17 protein-coding genes are annotated in these 15,717 nt (G+C 66.4%); 9 read left to right on the forward strand and 8 right to left on the reverse strand.

All coding sequences use genetic code 11. The features are described 5' to 3' along the window. Positions 1-181: 181 nt before the first annotated feature. From D4Q52_RS09545 to D4Q52_RS09565, 5 genes are all read left to right on the forward strand, one after another. Complete coding sequence (locus tag D4Q52_RS09545) at positions 182-580, forward strand: 5-carboxymethyl-2-hydroxymuconate Delta-isomerase (protein ID WP_119856430.1); 399 nt, start codon at positions 182-184, stop codon at positions 578-580. Then, positions 573-2,123, forward strand: coding sequence for a 5-carboxymethyl-2-hydroxymuconate semialdehyde dehydrogenase (gene hpaE / locus D4Q52_RS09550; RefSeq protein WP_119856322.1), 1,551 nt, complete (start codon positions 573-575; stop codon positions 2,121-2,123). Before D4Q52_RS09545 ends, hpaE begins: the two co-directional genes overlap by 8 nt. A 253-nt stretch (positions 2,124-2,376) precedes the next feature. Further along, entirely contained in the window at positions 2,377-3,354 is a 978-nt protein-coding gene (hpaD, locus tag D4Q52_RS09555) for a 3,4-dihydroxyphenylacetate 2,3-dioxygenase (RefSeq protein ID WP_119856323.1), read from the forward strand. A 158-nt stretch (positions 3,355-3,512) separates the two neighbouring features. Then, on the forward strand, positions 3,513-4,385 hold the full coding sequence (locus tag D4Q52_RS09560; protein ID WP_119856324.1) for a fumarylacetoacetate hydrolase family protein: 873 nt from the start codon (positions 3,513-3,515) through the stop codon (positions 4,383-4,385). A gap of 25 nt (positions 4,386-4,410) precedes the next feature. Continuing rightward, entirely contained in the window at positions 4,411-6,036 is a 1,626-nt protein-coding gene (locus D4Q52_RS09565) for a thiamine pyrophosphate-dependent enzyme (protein ID WP_119856325.1), read from the forward strand. Positions 6,037-6,269: 233 nt separating this feature from the next. On the opposite strand, the gene alkB is transcribed toward D4Q52_RS09565, so the two are convergent. Both alkB and D4Q52_RS09575 read right to left on the reverse strand, forming a co-directional pair. Further along, on the reverse strand, positions 6,270-6,917 hold the full coding sequence (gene alkB, locus D4Q52_RS09570; protein ID WP_119856326.1) for a DNA oxidative demethylase AlkB: 648 nt from the start codon (positions 6,915-6,917) through the stop codon (positions 6,270-6,272). 22 nt (positions 6,918-6,939) lie between these two features. Next, on the reverse strand, positions 6,940-7,839 hold the full coding sequence (locus D4Q52_RS09575) for a LysR substrate-binding domain-containing protein (protein WP_119856327.1): 900 nt from the start codon (positions 7,837-7,839) through the stop codon (positions 6,940-6,942). A gap of 98 nt (positions 7,840-7,937) precedes the next feature. On the opposite strand from D4Q52_RS09575, the gene D4Q52_RS09580 reads away from it, so the two are divergent. Together D4Q52_RS09580 and D4Q52_RS09585 are read left to right on the forward strand one after the other, a co-directional pair. After that, the gene (locus D4Q52_RS09580) at positions 7,938-8,558 is read left to right on the forward strand and encodes a pyridoxamine 5'-phosphate oxidase family protein (protein ID WP_119856431.1); all 621 of its coding nucleotides are present in this window, start codon (positions 7,938-7,940) and stop codon (positions 8,556-8,558) included. A 60-nt stretch (positions 8,559-8,618) separates the two neighbouring features. Beyond that, positions 8,619-8,951, forward strand: a complete 333-nt coding sequence (locus D4Q52_RS09585; protein ID WP_119856328.1) for a YkgJ family cysteine cluster protein — start codon at positions 8,619-8,621, stop codon at positions 8,949-8,951. Here the strand turns inward: D4Q52_RS09585 and D4Q52_RS09590 are convergent. Continuing rightward, positions 8,948-9,385 carry a hypothetical protein gene (locus D4Q52_RS09590; protein WP_119856432.1) on the reverse strand — a complete coding sequence of 146 codons (438 nt, stop codon included), beginning with the start codon at positions 9,383-9,385 and terminating at the stop codon, positions 8,948-8,950. The genes D4Q52_RS09585 and D4Q52_RS09590 overlap by 4 nt on opposite strands. A gap of 232 nt (positions 9,386-9,617) precedes the next feature. Here D4Q52_RS09590 and D4Q52_RS09595 point away from each other — a divergent pair, with 232 nt between their 5' ends. After that, a complete protein-coding gene (locus tag D4Q52_RS09595; RefSeq protein ID WP_119856433.1) occupies positions 9,618-9,998 on the forward strand; it encodes a hypothetical protein in 381 nt (126 codons plus the stop codon). Between the two features lie 144 nt (positions 9,999-10,142). On the opposite strand, the gene D4Q52_RS09600 is transcribed toward D4Q52_RS09595, so the two are convergent. From D4Q52_RS09600 to D4Q52_RS09610, 3 genes are all read right to left on the reverse strand, one after another. Further along, on the reverse strand, positions 10,143-10,547 hold the full coding sequence (locus D4Q52_RS09600) for a DUF3307 domain-containing protein (protein ID WP_119856329.1): 405 nt from the start codon (positions 10,545-10,547) through the stop codon (positions 10,143-10,145). Between the two features lie 217 nt (positions 10,548-10,764). Further along, positions 10,765-11,655, reverse strand: coding sequence for a DUF6537 domain-containing protein (locus D4Q52_RS09605; RefSeq protein WP_119856330.1), 891 nt, complete (start codon positions 11,653-11,655; stop codon positions 10,765-10,767). A 15-nt stretch (positions 11,656-11,670) separates the two neighbouring features. Then, a complete protein-coding gene (locus D4Q52_RS09610; RefSeq protein ID WP_119856331.1) occupies positions 11,671-12,345 on the reverse strand; it encodes a Crp/Fnr family transcriptional regulator in 675 nt (224 codons plus the stop codon). Positions 12,346-12,604: 259 nt separating this feature from the next. Here D4Q52_RS09610 and D4Q52_RS09615 point away from each other — a divergent pair, with 259 nt between their 5' ends. Next, the gene (locus D4Q52_RS09615) at positions 12,605-13,387 is read left to right on the forward strand and encodes an enoyl-CoA hydratase/isomerase family protein (RefSeq protein WP_119856332.1); all 783 of its coding nucleotides are present in this window, start codon (positions 12,605-12,607) and stop codon (positions 13,385-13,387) included. A gap of 207 nt (positions 13,388-13,594) precedes the next feature. On the opposite strand, the gene D4Q52_RS09620 is transcribed toward D4Q52_RS09615, so the two are convergent. Both D4Q52_RS09620 and D4Q52_RS09625 read right to left on the reverse strand, forming a co-directional pair. Next, entirely contained in the window at positions 13,595-14,290 is a 696-nt protein-coding gene (locus tag D4Q52_RS09620; protein WP_119856333.1) for a nitroreductase, read from the reverse strand. Positions 14,291-14,465: 175 nt separating this feature from the next. Then, a complete protein-coding gene (locus tag D4Q52_RS09625; protein ID WP_119856334.1) occupies positions 14,466-15,710 on the reverse strand; it encodes an acyl-CoA dehydrogenase in 1,245 nt (414 codons plus the stop codon). Positions 15,711-15,717: the final 7 nt, after the last annotated feature.

Here is a 15,717-nt window from a genome sequence, read left to right on the forward strand (position 1 = left end):
CGCATCGCGTCGTCCCGATCCGGCCTTAGGGCGTGCGGCTGGATTGCTTCGCTTCGCTCGCAATGACGGAGGGGCGGACTTTTGCATCGCAACACGCACGGTTTCGGTTTGAGCCGGATCATTTAACATGTTAATCATTCGCCGCGCGACGGTTTTGTTGAAAGAGCCGCACGGGATCATCATGCCGCATTTCACCATCGAATATTCCGCCAATCTCGACGACCGTGTCGACATGGCCGATGTCGTCGAGCTGGTGCGCCGGACCGCGATCGAGACCGGGATCTTTCCGGTCGGCGGCGTCCGCGTCCGCGCCATCCGCTGCGAGCACTACGCCATCGCCGACGGCCGCGACGGCTTCGCCTTCATGGCGATGCTGCTGCGGCTCGGCGAAGGCCGCGACCTTGCGGCGCGCAAGAACGCCGGCCAGCACATCTTCGATCACCTCTCGCACTTCCTCGATCCGCTGTTCGCGGACGAAGGTTTTTCGCTGTCGTTCGATATGCAGATCAACGACAAGGAAACCAGCTGGAAGCGCAACTCCATCCATGATCTCCTGATCGCCGAGGCCCGCCATGGCTGATGCCGCTCCCCCGTCCAGTACATCGCCCGCGCTGCAGGCCAATCTCGACCGCGCCGCGCCGCTACTGAAGCAGCTACGCGCCGATGGCATCAAGCATCTGATCAACGGCGAGATCGTCGCATCGTCGTCCGGGGAGACGTTCGAGACGCAATCGCCGATCGACAACGCGGTGCTGGCGCAGGTCGCGCGCGGTACCGTGGATGATATCGACCGCGCCGCCAAGGCAGCGAAAGATGCGTTTCCGGCGTGGCGCGACATGGCGCCGAGCAAGCGGCGCAAGATCCTGCACAAAATTGCCGACGCGATCGAAGCGCGCGCCGACGACATCGCCGTGCTGGAGTGCGTCGACACCGGTCAGGCGCATCGCTTCATGGCCAAGGCCGCGGTCCGCGCCGCCGAGAATTTCCGCTTCTTCGCCGACAAATGCGCCGAGGCGCGCGACGGGTTGAATACGCCGAGCGACGAGCACTGGAACGTCTCCACCCGCGTGCCGATCGGACCGGTCGGCGTGATCACGCCGTGGAATACGCCGTTCATGTTGTCGACCTGGAAGATCGCGCCGGCGCTCGCGGCCGGGTGCACCGTGGTGCACAAGCCGGCGGAGTGGTCGCCGGTGACGGCCGACATGCTGACGCGGATCTGCAGGGACGCCGGCCTGCCCGCCGGCGTGCTCAACACCGTGCACGGTTTCGGCGAAGAGGCCGGCAAGGCGCTGACCGAACACCCGGCCATCAAGGCGATCGCCTTCGTCGGCGAGACCGCGACCGGCGCCGCCATCATGGCGCAGGGCGCGCCGACGCTGAAGCGCGTGCACTTCGAACTCGGCGGCAAGAACCCGGTGATCGTGTTCGACGACGCCGATCAGGGCCGCGCGCTCGATGCCGTGGTGTTCATGATCTACTCGCTGAACGGCGAGCGCTGCACCTCGTCGAGCCGCTTGTTGGTCCAGCAATCCATCGCCGACACATTCATCGACAAGCTCGCGGCCCGCGTGCGCGCGCTGAAGGTCGGCCATCCGCTCGATCCGGCGACCGAGGTCGGGCCCCTGATCCATCAGCGTCATCTCGACAAGGTGTGCTCGTATTTCGACATCGCCAAGAAGGACGGCGCTACCGTCGCGGTCGGCGGCGCGCGCCACGACGGCCCGGGCGGCGGTCACTATGTGCAGCCCACATTGGTCACCGGCGCGCGTGGCGACATGCAGGTGGCGCAGGACGAGGTGTTCGGCCCGTTCCTCACCGTGATCCCGTTCAAGGACGAAGCCGACGCGGTTCAAATCGCCAACGACATCCGCTACGGCCTCACCGGCTACGTCTGGACCGGCGACATGGGCCGGGCCCTGCGCGTCGCCGATGCGCTGGAGGCCGGCATGATCTGGCTGAACTCCGAGAACGTCCGCCATCTGCCGACGCCGTTCGGCGGCATGAAACAGTCCGGCATCGGCCGCGACGGCGGCGACTACTCGTTCGAGTTCTACATGGAAACCAAGCACGTCTCGCTGGCCCGGGGCACCCACAAGATCCAGAAGCTGGGGGCTGTGTAGTGCTGGCTCTCTCCCCAAGTCATTCCGGGGCGATCGCCGCGCAGCGGCGGGCGAACCCGGAATCTCTCCCCGCCCGCTTTTGTCATTCCGGGGCGCGCGAAGCGCGAACCCGGAATCCATACTCTCTGCCGGCGCGGTCGTGCACAGCCGCCAACACGGGGCTTATGGATTCCGGGCTCGCCGCTGCGCGGCGCCCCGGAATGACCAATTTTGCTGCTGTGAACTAACAACTAGGATTTCTGGGGACCCTGCAATGCCGGTGCCGCAACACGTGTTCGATCCGCCGTTCAATATCGTCCGCTCGAGCCATGTGGTGCTCGACGTCACCGATCTGAACAAGAGCGTCGAGTTCTACGACAACATCATCGGGCTGCACGTCGAGGATCGCGACGACAACGCCGCGTACTTGCGAGGCAGCGAAGAGCATCAGCATCACTCGCTGGTGCTGCGCAAGGCGGAACAGGCCGCGGCTGCGCGGCTCGGCTTCAAGGTGGCGAGCGAAGCCGATCTCGACAAGGCCGGCAGCTGGTTCGCCGAGCAGGGCGTGCTGTATTCGTTCGTCGATCGCCCCTTTCAGGGCCGCACGCTGCACGTCACCGACCCGTTCGGCTTTCGGCTCGAGTTCTACGCCGTGATGGAGAAGCGGCCGCATCTCTTGCGCCGCTTTGAGCGCTACAAGGGTTGCCATCCGCAGCGGCTCGACCATTTCAACGTGTTCGCGGCCGAGACCCAGGACACCATCGACTTCTACGCCAAGCTCGGCTTCCGCCTGACCGAATATGCCGAGGAGGATGGCGACGGCGGCCGCATCGCCGCCGCCTGGATGCATCGCAAGGGCAACGTCCACGACTTCGCCATCACCAACGGCAAGGGCCCGCGGCTGCACCACTTCGCCTATTGGGTGCCCGGCCCGCTCAACATCATCCATCTCTGCGACGTGATGGCGTCGAGCGGGCTGGCGCTGGAGCGCGGCCCGGGACGGCACGGCATCTCCAACGCTTTCTTCCTCTACGTCCGCGACCCCGATGGCCACCGCATCGAGCTGTATTGCAGCGACTACCAGACCATGGACCACGACCATGAGCCGCTGCGCTGGTCGCTGCGCGACCCGCGCCGCCAGACCCTGTGGGGCGCCCCCGCGCCGCGCTCCTGGTTCGAACAGGGCTCGCCGTTCGCCGGCCAGGAGGTGCGCGAGCCGCGCTTCGTAGCCGATGTGGTGATTGCGGATTGAAGGTGATCCGGACAAGATCGCCGCGTCCAACTTCTGTCATTTCCGGTGCGCGCGAAGCGCGAGCCCGGAATCCATAATCCCCGTCGGTGAATATGGATTCCGGGCCTGCGCTGCTAGCGCAGCGCATCCCGCAATGACACCCTCAAAGGCTGATCACCATGACCACCCCTCGCCTCGCCACCTTCACCGTCAACGGCCTCACCCGCTACGGCGCGGTGTGCGATCATGGCGTCGTCGATCTGTCGGCGCGCCATGCCAATGATTATCCGACGCTGCGCGAGGTGATCGCGGCCGGGGCGCTGTCGCGGATCGTCGACGAGGCCGACCACACCGCGCCGGACTTTGCCCGCGACGCGGTGAAGTTCGAGCCGCCGATCCCGCAGCCGGAGAAGATCATCTGCGTCGGCGTCAACTATCCGGAGCGCAACGCCGAATACAAGGACGGCAGCGAGGCGCCGAAATTCCCCTCGATGTTCATGCGCACGCCGCGCTCCTTCGTCGGCCACGGCACGCCGCTGGTGCGGCCGAAGGCGTCAAAGCTGCTCGACTACGAGGGCGAGCTGACGCTGGTGATCGGCCGGGGCGGTCGCCATATCGCCGAAGCCGATGCGCTGAGCCACATCGCCGCAATCACGCTGTGCAACGAAGGCACCATTCGCGACTGGGTGCGGCACGCCAAGTTCAACGTGACGCAGGGCAAGAATTTCGACCACACCGGCAGCCTCGGTCCGTGGCTGGTGCCCTACACCGACGAGGCGCAGATCGCCGACATTCGTCTCACCACCCGCGTCAATGGCGAGACCCGGCAGGACGACCGCACCTCGCGAATGATCTTCTCGTTCCGCTATCTGATCCACTACATTTCGACCTTCACCACGCTGGTGCCCGGCGACATCATCGTCACCGGAACGCCGTCCGGCGCCGGCGCGCGCGCCGAGCCGCCGGTGTATCTGAAGCCCGGCGACGTCATCGAGGTCGAAGCCGACGGCATCGGCGTGCTGCGCAACGGCGTCGTCGACGAAGCCGACTGATCACTCCATCGAGACAGGACATTCCATGAGCGTCATCACCGGCGGCGAAGCGATCGTGCAGGGCCTGGTCGCGCACGGCGTCGACACCGTGTTCGGCCTGCCCGGCGCGCAGATCTACGGGCTGTTCGACGGCTTCGCCAAGGCGCAGATGAAAGTGATCGGCGCCCGGCACGAGCAGGCCTGCGGCTACATGGCGTTCGGCTACGCGCGCGCCAGCGGCAAGCCGGGCGTGTTCAGCGTAGTGCCCGGCCCCGGCGTGCTGAACGCCGGCGCGGCGCTGCTCACCGCGTTCGGCTGCAACGAGCCGGTGATGTGCCTCACCGGCCAGGTGCCGAGCGCTTACTTGGGCAAGGGCCGCGGCCATCTGCACGAGATGCCGGATCAGCTCGCCACCCTGCGCAGCTTCATCAAATGGGCCGAGCGCATCGAATATCCGGGCGCCGCACCGGCGCTGGTGGCGCGGGCGTTTCAGGAGATGCTGAGCGGCCGGCGCGGCCCGGTGGCGCTGGAGATGCCGTGGGACGTGTTCACGCAGCGCGCCGAAACGGCAGCCGCGCTGAAGTTCGATCCGGTGGCGCCCCCGGCGCCCGATCCGGACCGCATCGCCGCAGCGGCGAAGCTGATCGCACAGAGCAAAACGCCGATGATCTTCGTCGGCGCCGGCGCGCTGGAGGCCGGCGACGAGATCCTCGAACTCGCCGAGAGCATCGACGCGCCGGTGGTGGCGTTCCGCTCCGGCCGCGGCATCGTCAGCAACCGGCACGAATTGGGCCTGACCTTTGCGGCGGCGTATCAGCTGTGGCCGCAGACCGATCTGATCATCGGCATCGGCACCCGGATGGAGCTGCCAACCACGTTCCGCTGGCCATTCAAACCCGACGGGCTGAAGTCGGTGCGCATCGACATCGATCCGGCCGAGATGCGCCGCTTCACGCCGGATGCGGCGATCGTGTCGGACTCCAAGGCCGGCGCGCGGGCGCTGGCCGATGCGGTCAGCAAGGTCGGCTATACCAAGACCACCGGACGACGCGAGGTGATCCGCGCCGCAACGGCCAAGACGCAGCAGGACATCCAGGCGATCCAGCCGCAGATGGCGTATCTGAAGATCCTGCGCGACGTGCTGCCGGACGACGCGATCGTCACCGACGAACTGTCACAGGTTGGTTTCGCGTCGTGGTACGGCTTCCCGGTTTATCAGCCGCGCACCTTCCTCACCTCCGGCTATCAGGGCACGCTGGGCTCAGGCTTCCCCACCGCGCTCGGCGCCAAGGTCGCCTGCCCGGACAAACCGGTGGTGGCGATCACCGGCGACGGCGGCTTCATGTTCGGCGTACAGGAGCTGGCGACCGCCGTGCAGTACAACATCGGCGTGGTGACGCTGGTGTTCGACAATTCGGCCTACGGCAACGTGCGGCGTGATCAGCTGCACGGCTTCGAAGGCCGCGTGGTGGCGTCGGATCTGGTCAATCCGGATTTCGTCAAGCTCGCCGAGTCGTTCGGCGTCGGCGCGGCGCGCGTGACCTCGCCCGACAACTTCCGTCCCGCGCTCGAAAGAGCCCTCGCCGCCGGCGGCCCGCAACTGATCGCCATCGACGTCCCGCGCGACAGCGAGGCCAGCCCGTGGCCGTTCATTCACCCGGCGAAGCCGTAGGCCACGCGGTGTCATTTCGGGGCGCTGACGAAGTCAGCGAACCCGGAATCCAGAGCTGTTCTGCCAGTTCGAATCACACATTGGGATTCCGGGTTCGCGTGCAAGGGCTCGCGCCCCGGAATGACGAGCGAGAGCGGTCTCGTAGGATGGGTTGAGCGCCAGCGAAACCCATCGCCGCGCCAAAAAGCTTGATGGGTTTCGCTGCGCTCAACCCATCCTACGCGGCACGAAGCTTACAGCGCTTTGCGGAACGTCAGGTTGATGCGCTGGCGGCCGAGCAGCGGGTGCTCGCCGTCTTTCAGCGTCAGCACACCGTGATACACGAGGCGCGTCGGGCCCCCCCAGACGAACACGTCGCCGTGACGCAATTCGTAGCGGCGCGGCTTGTCGCTGCGGGCGAGGCCGCCGAACTGGAAGGTCGCCGGCAGGCCGAGCGACACCGACACGATCGGCGCCGAGAAGTCGCGCTCGTCCTTATCCTGATGCAGCGCCATTTTGGCGCCCGGCACATAGCGGTTGATCAGGCAGGCGTCGGGATCGAAGCCGGCGAAGCCGGCCTCCGCGGCCGCGCGCTGCGCCAGATCGCGCAGCACCGGCGGCATCTGCGGCCATGGCTGCGCGCTGTCCGGATCGTCCGACGCGTAGCGATAGCCGCGGCGATCGGTGACCCAGCCGGCGCTGCCGCAGCTGGTCATCGCCACCGACATCGCATGGCCGCCGGGCGTCACCATGTGACGAAACGGCGCCCGCGCCACGACTGCGTCGATCGCTTCGATCAATGCGCGGTCCTCACCCCGGGCGAAGCCGCGCAGCAGCGCCGCGCCGGGCGCGATATCCTCGCGGCGCGGCGGCTCGGGCGCACTGTCGAATAAATCGGCCATGGTCACGCGTATCGCCCTTTCGTCATCGCTCGCCGAACCGCCAATCACCGTCCTCCGCTAACAAATCGACAAATGCCCGCACCTTGGCCGACAGCAGCCGCGAGGTCGGGTACACCACCGCGATCGGCAGCGGCGGCACTTCGTAATCCGCGAGCACGACGCGCAACCGTCCCGCCGCGATCGCGTCCGCCGCCTGATAGGCCAGCACTCGCGTCAGTCCACCGCCGCGCTCGGCGTCGAGGATCGCGACGTCGGCGACGTTGCTGACAAGCCGCGGCGCGCAGGTTACGCGCACGTCGCGGCCGTCGACCACGAAACGCCAGTCGACCGGCGCTCCCGGCTGACCGAAATGCACAACGTCGTGCGCCGCGATCTGTGCCGGCGTCGCCGGCGTACCGCGCGACGCCAGATAGTCGGGCGATGCCACCACGATCCGCCGCATCGTCCCGAGCTGCCGCGCCACCAGGCTCGAATCGGCGAGATGACCGATCCGGACGGCGCAGTCGACGCCGTCGTCGACCAGATTGATCATCAGGTCGGACAGCCGCAATTCGCCGATCACCTCAGGATATCGTTTCAGATAATCCGACAGCAGCGGCGCGATATAGCGGCGGCCGAAGCCGACCGGGGCCGACACCACCAGCCGTCCGGACGGGCGGGTGCGCTCGGCCGACGCGGAGGCGTCCGCCTCGTCAAGGTCGGCGAGGATCTGCCGCACCCGCTCGAGATAGCGCGTTCCAGTGTCGGTGAGCGCGACCGACCGCGTCGTCCGCTGCAGCAGCCGGGCGCCGAGATGTTGTTCGAGCGCCGCGACCAGCCGCGTCACCGCCGACGGTGACAGCCCGAGCTTGCGCGCGGCCGGCGCAAAGCCCTGCAGATCGGCAACGGCGACGAAGGCCGTCATGGCATCCAGGCGGTCCACGGCATCATTTCAACCAGCGCAACAATGAAGTGTCAAATCACCTGATTGCTTCGGATGATCTGCAGACCGATATTCCGCCGCATCAGCAGGAGGTTCTCATGACCCTGGCACTGCAAGCATCCAGCGATATCGCCTTCACCCCGGCCGTCAAGTCGATCCAGGCCCGCAAGGGCTCGCGCGAGGCCTATGCGCGGGTCGAGCGCCACGGCGGCTGGGCGACGACGATCGACGACAACCTCGCCGCCTTTCTCGCCGCGCAGACCAGCGTGCTGCTCGCCACCGCGAGCGCCGGCGGCCAGCCTTACGTCCAGCATCGCGGCGGCCCGGCCGGCTTCCTTCATGTGCTCGACGAGCACACGATCGGCTTCGCCGACTTCAAGGGCAACCAGCAGTTCATCACCCAGGGCAATCTGGCGGAGAACCCCAAGGCTTATCTGTTCGTGATCGACTACGCGCACCGCCGGCGCATCAAGATCTGGGGTCGCGCACGGGTGGTCGAGGACGACCCGGAGCTGATCGCCCGGCTGATGCCGACGGACACCAAGGCGCGGCCCGAACAGGCGATCCTTTTCGAGGTCGAGGCCTGGGACAGCAATTGCCCGCAGCACATTCCGCAGAAATTCGACGCCGCCGATGTCGCCGCGGCGATCACTTCGCGGGACCTCCGGATCGCCGAGCTCGAAGCATTGCTCGAGGCCGCGACCAAGCCGCGCGACTAGCGATCCGCATCGCCCTCGCAGGCGGTTTGCTATCCTGGCGGTTCAGCCTAAACAGGCGGGATGACGACACAAGCCGCAGCCGCCACAGCCAGCCCCTGCCAAAGCTGCGGCGCGTGCTGTGCGTATTCGGCCAACTGGCCGCGCTTTACGGTCGAGGACGACGCCGCGCTCGACGCGATCCCTGCGGAACTCGTCAACACGCGGCTGTCCGGCATGAAGTGCGAGGGCGAACGCTGCTGCGCCCTCGCCGGGACGATCGGGGAGGCCACCGCCTGCACCATCTATGCGCTGCGGCCGGAAGTCTGCCGCGAGTGCCAGCCGGGCGATCCGGAATGCGCGATGGCCCGCCGTCGGCATGGCCTTCCGGCGCTGCCGGAATCGATCTCCGGCTAGGCCAGCCCGGCCAGGCTCGGCTCGGGTTCCTGCTCCGCCTGTAGCGGAAGCTCATCATCGAGATCGTCATCGTCGAGCGGCGCCAGGCTCGACAACGGCGTGGTCGACAGCGTGATCGCCTTGCGATGGCTGTAATTGGCTGACGGCCGGTGGCGAGGCTTCGCTTCCTCCCGGGCCAGAGCCGCCAGCACGGAGCCGACCCGGCCACCATGGTGGATCAGATCGCGGACATCGCAGCTTGCGGCGATGGTGAGCGCCAGCGCGTGCAGATGCGCGCGGCGGTAGCAAAACAGAGCCAATTGGGCTCGAACGTCGGACGAGACACTTTCCACCAGGGCAGGCAGACCGTTCTCGTTGGCGCGATACATGGCGCCAAGGAGATCGTCCCGAACGGGACAGTGGTCGTTTTCGAAGGCTTCACGGCTCGACAACATCGGCGTTTCTCCGAGGGCGACAACGATCGAGAGCATGCGATCGAAGTTGTTAATGAGCTCTTAACTATCCCTGTGGAACCGAGCGCACGGCTTTGCGCGATTCGCATGGAACGAAAACGCGATCACATTTTTTCCGATCGTCCTGTTGTGATCAGTGCGGCGTTTGGTTTGGCGTTAACCTCATCGTTGCCCGGTTCCAACAAGCCGCCTGCTGGTCACGATGGAGGATGCGATGAGCGAACCCGTGACACTGTTCCCCAACATGATGGTCCACGATATCAAGGCGTTCGCCCCGGCCGGTGTGGCCTTCTGGCGAACCGAAGAAACCATTCTGGCCGGCATGAGGGAGTTTTCCGAAGGATGGTTCGAACGCCGGCGACTCGGCACCCGTGCGGCGCTCGAAGCCGCCCAGCGGATCGGCCAGGCCGCCACCCCGCTCGATGCGCTGCGCGAGTATCAGGACTGGCTCAGCGGCGCGATGGCCCGCGTGCTGGAAGACGGGCTCGCATTCCAGCAGCAGTTCACCAAGGCCAACGCAAAGATCGCGTCGCGCCAATCACAGGCTGAGACCCCGTCGCCCGGCGCTGGCGTGGAGGAGCGTCTCAGCGCCTGAGACGACGAGCAGCGCCTGTCCTCATGGATTGGTGGAGTCATCCCGCCAAGACGAGCTGCGCCGGCTTTGGCCTTGAACGGCGAGATTCCGGGTTCGCGCAACGGCGCGCGCCCCGAAGGCCACCGCTGATGCGAGCTCATCCGATCAGGGATTGGCGGCGAGCAGCACCGACAGGCCGAAGCCTGTAAGGTGATGCAGGGCCTGGTCGGTGCCGATCAGCCACCAGAACCAGCGCGACTCCGGCGTGATGTTGTAGGTCGCGACGCAGAACCCCTTGGCGCGATCGATCGCGAGATGAATCGCAAAATCGATCAGGCCGACGAACCAATAGCGCGGCGCCACAACCAGCATCAGCGCGGTGGTCAACAGCAGATGCACGCCGCAATGCGCCAGCAACGGCAGCGCCCAGCCGGTCTTCTGGTCCTTGCCGAGCGCCATCCATTTGTTCTGCAGATAGAAATCGGCGAACACATGCTTGATCGTGAGCGCGAGCATCCATCCGACGAGCGCACCAACGGAAACCGTCGACGACATGTGGGGAAGGATCAAGCTCACGCCCTTTGCTGGGCCCGGGGGAAGCGTCGACACGTCAACGGCTTTGCGCCGTCAGGCTCGATCCGACATTCCGCGCGGGCGCGAAGCACCTCGCCGGTCAACGACCGTGATGGCTTTATGACATCTTCGGTTCCGGAATGCACGCGGGGGAAAGTCCGAGGCGGGATGCGGGGCGGCTTTATTGTGCGCGGCCGTGCGGCTTTGCTCGCGATCATCGCGTCGGCACCGATCCCTCAACCGCGGTTGCGTCGCCACCGTCACGGATCGCCGCGAGGCAGCGCTTGAGCGCAGTCTGCCGCCGGTCCGGCACCGCGGCGGCGCGCGCTTCGGCGATCGCCGCCGGCAGATCATCCACCGCCAATGTGCCGGCGAACACCGGCTTGACCAGGCTGTCGATGATCAGCGTCCAGTTGGCCAGGCCGTAGCGGTAGGCGTCGCCATAGCCGCCGATCATCGTGGCGCTCTGCACCACGGCCCACACCGCCTCCGGCCGTTTGGCGAGGCAGCGGTCGATCATGTGCAGCCAGCGCTCCACGAAGGTCCGCTCCTGCGCGTAGCGGATCGACAGCATCCGCCAGCGCCGCAGCCAGGCCTCCATCCGCAGCCGGCGGATGCCGAGCCAGTCGGTGGCGTTGAACCGCATCTTGAGGTGGATATGCTGCCAGCCCAATGCGCCCAGCAGCCTGAGGAGCGGCCGCGCCAGCACCACCGGCAGCGCCGATACCCATTCGTCCATCCGAAACCGGCATTTGCGGTCGACGCGGACCCTGGCGACTCCGTCCGGTCCGATCCTCGCTTCGATCAACGCCAGCTGCGCCAGCCTGAACGGATCCTCATAGGTCATCCGCGCCAGCATCAGCCGGGCGATTTCGTGAAGCAGGTCTTCGTCGACGTCCGGCCGCCGCGCGAAGCGCGCGATCCGCTCGAGATACAGCAATGCGTGGCGGCGGCCCTGATACACCACGAGCTGCTCGACGGCGTCGCTGACCAGCGCCTGCATCGCCGGCGACAGCCCGGCCGGCAGCTGCAAAGCGACAACGCGGTCGCGCTCGCCGATGATCTCGGCGAGCGTGGACCGCATCGCATCGACATAGCCGACCATCGCTGCCCCTCGCCGCTACGCCGTCTCGCTCGCGACTTCGACCGGCACCGGCAGATGCGCCTGCGCCAGCCGGGCTTCCAGCGTCTCGATGTTCTGGAACAGCCGCGCGCTGGCGAGCCGCAGGAAGTAGAAGCCGAACTCCGGATTCTGAACGTACAGCTCCTCGACCTGACGATAGCTGACGCCGAGCACCATGCCGGACTCGATGCATTCCAGGGTCTGGGTCCGGGTGTTCGACGGCGACAGCATGCCGAGCTCGCCGACGATGGCGCCGACCGGCAGCTCGATGCCGGACTCGACCAGGCGGAAGCGGCCGCTGACGATGTAGTACATGTGCTCGGCCTTCTCGTCCTTGTAGAAGATCTCCTCGCCGGCCTGGCACTGCCGCTTGGTCATGAACGGCTTCAGCCACTCCATCGACAGGTCGCTGTTCACCGACTTCTTCACGTCGCGGACCAGTTGCAGCATCTGCTGCAGCCGCCAGACATTGACCGGCAGCAGCACGGCGTGCAGCGCCATGGTCGGGTAGTTGTGGGTCGGGATCGAGATCGCGATCAGCAGCACGTTGGCCAGGATGCCGAAAACGCGCAGCGGGATCATCGTCCGCATCGTGGCGGTGGCGACCACGAAGATGGTGGCAAACACACTGCCGGCCATGCCGGCATGCTGGGCGATGTGGGACATATCCATGAGGCCAACCCGTGTTCGCGAAGCTGATCGAACCGACGACATCCAGCGCGCGGCGCCGAACCGCCGCTGCGCGCGTCTGGCATACACGTTGGAACGAACGGGATTATAAACAATCCACCACCCGGAACGCCACCGCTGCCACGGCCGGCCGCGGCGAGCTCGCAAATCATTGACGGCAGGGGCCGCCCGCGGGCAGTTTGCCGCGCCCGCCGCCCGTCGTGTTGCAAGACTGCCACCTCGCCTTCCGGAGATACGCCCGATGTCGGACGCCGATAGCGCCAGCCCGCCCGTTCTCAGCATCGACGGCCCACGCGCCACGATCCGGTTGAACCGGCCGCACCATTTGAACCGGCTGCTGGCCGACGACCTCGCCGCCCTGCTCGAGCAATTTGCGCAGATCGACGCCGATCGAGCGGTCCGCGTGCTGGTGCTGACCGGAACCGGGCGCGCGTTTTCGGGCGGGTTCGATCTCGAGGAGATCTCCGCCCGCGCCAGCTGCGAGACCGAGAGCGACTCCTCCGCCGCGGTGTTCGGCGCCGTGGTCGATCGTCTCGAGGAGCTGCGGGTGCCGACGATCTGCCGGCTCAACGGCGGCGTCTATGGCGGGGCGACCGATCTGGCGCTGGCCTGCGACTTCCGCATCGGCGCCAACAGCGCCGAGATGTTCATGCCGGCGGCGCGGCTCGGGCTGCATTACTATCCAAGCGGCATCAAGCGCTACGTCACGAGGCTCGGCGTCGACAATGCCAAGAGGCTGTTCCTGACCGCGCAGCGGATTGACGCCCGCGAAATGCTGCGGATCGGTTACCTGACCCAGATGGTGCCGATGGACCGGCTCGACCCAGAAGTCGACGCGCTGGCAACGACACTGGCCGGCCACGCGCCAGATGCCGTTGCCGGCATGAAACGCGCCATCAACGAATTCGCCCGGCAGACGTTCGACGAACAAGCCGCCGACGCCCGCTCCCGCGCCTCGATGCGCAGCGACGAGATCAAGGAAGGCATCGCGGCGTTCAAGGAAAAACGCGCGCCGAAGTTTTGACGACTTGGCGCTAACCTAACTTTTGTCATTCCGGGGCGCGCGAAGCACGAGCCCGGAATCCATATTCTCAGTGCTCGCGTCAAGGCAGAGCGATGCAACGTCGTATCCACAAAGAAGCGTCAGGGACTATAGATTCCGGGCTCGCGCTGCGCGCGCCCCGGAATGACGGGGAGAGGTTGTGCGCCGCCTCAACCATCGTCGCGCCCCTCACTCCACGAACGTCGCCACCTCGCCGAGCGCGGCGCGGTTCGTGCGGTAGCTGTTGGCCTTGTGCTCGGCGTCGGCATAGCCGAACGAGATGCCGCAGACGACGCGGCGGTCGTCGCCGAGTCCGAAATGCTGGCGCACCAGGCCGGCATGAAAAGCCAGCGCCGCCTGCGGCACGGTGGCGATGCCGAGCGCCTGGGCGGCGAGCATGAACGAGGTGACGTAGCCGCCGCAATCGACCGCGCCGTAGATGCCGAGCGCTTCGTCGGTGGTGATGATCGCGACGTGCGGCGCGCCGAAGAAGTTGAAATTCTCCAGCGCCTGCTTGGCGGCGGCGGCCTTGTCGCCGCGGGCAATGCCGACCGCGTTGTAAAGCTGAAAGCCGCTCTCGCGGCGGCGGTCGAGATAGACGCCGCGATACTCGCGCGGAAATTCGAAATCGCCCGACATCGGCGCGCCGCCGGCCGCGGCCGGATAGATCGCGTCACGAAACTTCGTGGTCGCCTCGCCCGACGTGATCACCACCTGCCACGGCTGGCTGTTGCACCACGAAGCCGTCTTCTGCGCCGCGCCAAGAATCCGCTCGATCGTGGCGCGCGGCACCGGGTCGGACTTGAAGCCACGGCACGAATAGCGCGCCGCCATCAGGTCTTCGAGGACGTCGATGGGGGCGGCGGAAGTAAGCGCGTCGGTCATGATGGCCTCATTGCTTGATGGTCGTCATTCCGGGGCGCGCGCAGCGCGAACCCGAGATCTGAACGCATACGGCGTAGCATTCATTGTCAACAACTGCGGGATTCCGGGTTCGCGCCAGCTTCGCAGGCGCGCCCCGGAATGACATCGCAGATGGCAAGGAAGCGCACTTGCTTCCTCACCGCCCCCTGGTCGGGATCTTGTTGAACGGCACGTCCTTGTCCACCCGGATATCGCCCGGCAAACCCAGCACGCGTTCGGCGATAATGTTGCGCAGGATCTCGTCGGTGCCCCCGGCGATGCGCATCGACGGCGAGCCGAGCAGCATCGCCTGGAAGCTGCCGCCGGCTTCGGCCTCGGCCGGATCGGTCAGCACGCCCGCGGCGCCTTCAAGGTCCATCGCAAACGCCGCGATGTCCTGCAGCATCGGGCCGGCGACCAGCTTGCCGATCGAATTCTCCGGCCCCGGCCGCTCGCCCTTCGACAGCGCCGAGATCGAACGATACGACGTGTACTTCAGGCCGCTGGCCTTGACCGCCCAGTTCGCCAGCTTGCTGCGCACCGCCGGATCGTCGATCGCCGGGCCGTCGTCGGTGACGAAGTCATTGCAGAACGCAAAAATTTCCGGGAAGCCGGTGGCGAGCCGCGCGCCGATCGACATCCGCTCGTTCATCAGCGTGGTCAGCGACACGTTCCAGCCGTCGCCGACCGCGCCAAGCCGCTGGCTGTCGGGAATGCGCACGTTGGTGAAGAACACCTCGTTGAATTCCTGCATGCCGTTGGCCTGCTTGATCGGCTTGACCTCGACGCCGGGGCTCTTCATGTCCAGGAAGAACATGGTGAGGCCCTTGTGCTTGGGCACGTTCGGGTCGGTGCGGGTGATCAAGAGACCGTAGTCCGAGTAGTGCGCGCCCGAGGTCCAGATCTTCTGGCCGTTGATGATCCAGTCGTCGCCGTCCTTCTCGGCACGGGTGCGCAGGCCCGCAACGTCGGAGCCGCCCGCCGGCTCGGAAAACAGCTGGCACCAGATGTTTTCGCCCGAGGCGAGCTTCGGCAGGTACTTGCGTTTGTCGTCCTCGCCGCCATAGGCCATCACGGTCGGGCCGCACATGCCCTCGCCGATCTGGAACGGCTGCGTGAGCTTGCCGTAGACGCCCTCTTCCTGCTGCCAGATCACCTTCTCGATCGGCGTGGCGCCGCGGCCGCCGTATTCCTGCGGCCAGGTCAGGCACGACCAGCCGCCCTCGGCCTTCTTCTTCTGCCAAGCCTTGCCGACCTCGACGATGTCGGCGTTCTTCAGGCTGATGCGGCCGATCCCGGACTTCGCCAGTTCCTGCTCGTATTGCTTCGGCGCGTTGGCGTCGATCCACGCGCGCGCCTTGGCGCGAAACTCGGCTTCCTGCGGGGTATCGTCGAAATTCATCTCGGCC

The organism is Rhodopseudomonas palustris, assembly GCF_003591005.1.
GTDB lineage: Bacteria > Pseudomonadota > Alphaproteobacteria > Rhizobiales > Xanthobacteraceae > Rhodopseudomonas > Rhodopseudomonas palustris_K.

What these genes read in the sequence shown, in the direction of transcription:
- D4Q52_RS09545 (WP_119856430.1), top strand. Translation starts at nt 182, where the DNA reads ATGCCGCATTTCACCATCGAATATTCCGCCAATCTCGACGACCGTGTC.
- hpaE (WP_119856322.1), top strand. Translation starts at nt 573, where the DNA reads ATGGCTGATGCCGCTCCCCCGTCCAGTACATCGCCCGCGCTGCAGGCC.
- hpaD (WP_119856323.1), top strand. Translation starts at nt 2,377, where the DNA reads ATGCCGGTGCCGCAACACGTGTTCGATCCGCCGTTCAATATCGTCCGC.
- D4Q52_RS09560 (WP_119856324.1), top strand. Translation starts at nt 3,513, where the DNA reads ATGACCACCCCTCGCCTCGCCACCTTCACCGTCAACGGCCTCACCCGC.
- D4Q52_RS09565 (WP_119856325.1), top strand. Translation starts at nt 4,411, where the DNA reads ATGAGCGTCATCACCGGCGGCGAAGCGATCGTGCAGGGCCTGGTCGCG.
- alkB (WP_119856326.1), bottom strand. Translation starts at nt 6,917, where the DNA reads ATGGCCGATTTATTCGACAGTGCGCCCGAGCCGCCGCGCCGCGAGGAT.
- D4Q52_RS09580 (WP_119856431.1), top strand. Translation starts at nt 7,938, where the DNA reads ATGACCCTGGCACTGCAAGCATCCAGCGATATCGCCTTCACCCCGGCC.
- D4Q52_RS09585 (WP_119856328.1), top strand. Translation starts at nt 8,619, where the DNA reads ATGACGACACAAGCCGCAGCCGCCACAGCCAGCCCCTGCCAAAGCTGC.
- D4Q52_RS09590 (WP_119856432.1), bottom strand. Translation starts at nt 9,385, where the DNA reads ATGTTGTCGAGCCGTGAAGCCTTCGAAAACGACCACTGTCCCGTTCGG.
- D4Q52_RS09595 (WP_119856433.1), top strand. Translation starts at nt 9,618, where the DNA reads ATGAGCGAACCCGTGACACTGTTCCCCAACATGATGGTCCACGATATC.
- D4Q52_RS09605 (WP_119856330.1), bottom strand. Translation starts at nt 11,655, where the DNA reads ATGGTCGGCTATGTCGATGCGATGCGGTCCACGCTCGCCGAGATCATC.
- D4Q52_RS09610 (WP_119856331.1), bottom strand. Translation starts at nt 12,345, where the DNA reads ATGGATATGTCCCACATCGCCCAGCATGCCGGCATGGCCGGCAGTGTG.
- D4Q52_RS09615 (WP_119856332.1), top strand. Translation starts at nt 12,605, where the DNA reads ATGTCGGACGCCGATAGCGCCAGCCCGCCCGTTCTCAGCATCGACGGC.
- D4Q52_RS09620 (WP_119856333.1), bottom strand. Translation starts at nt 14,290, where the DNA reads ATGACCGACGCGCTTACTTCCGCCGCCCCCATCGACGTCCTCGAAGAC.
- D4Q52_RS09625 (WP_119856334.1), bottom strand. Translation starts at nt 15,710, where the DNA reads ATGAATTTCGACGATACCCCGCAGGAAGCCGAGTTTCGCGCCAAGGCG.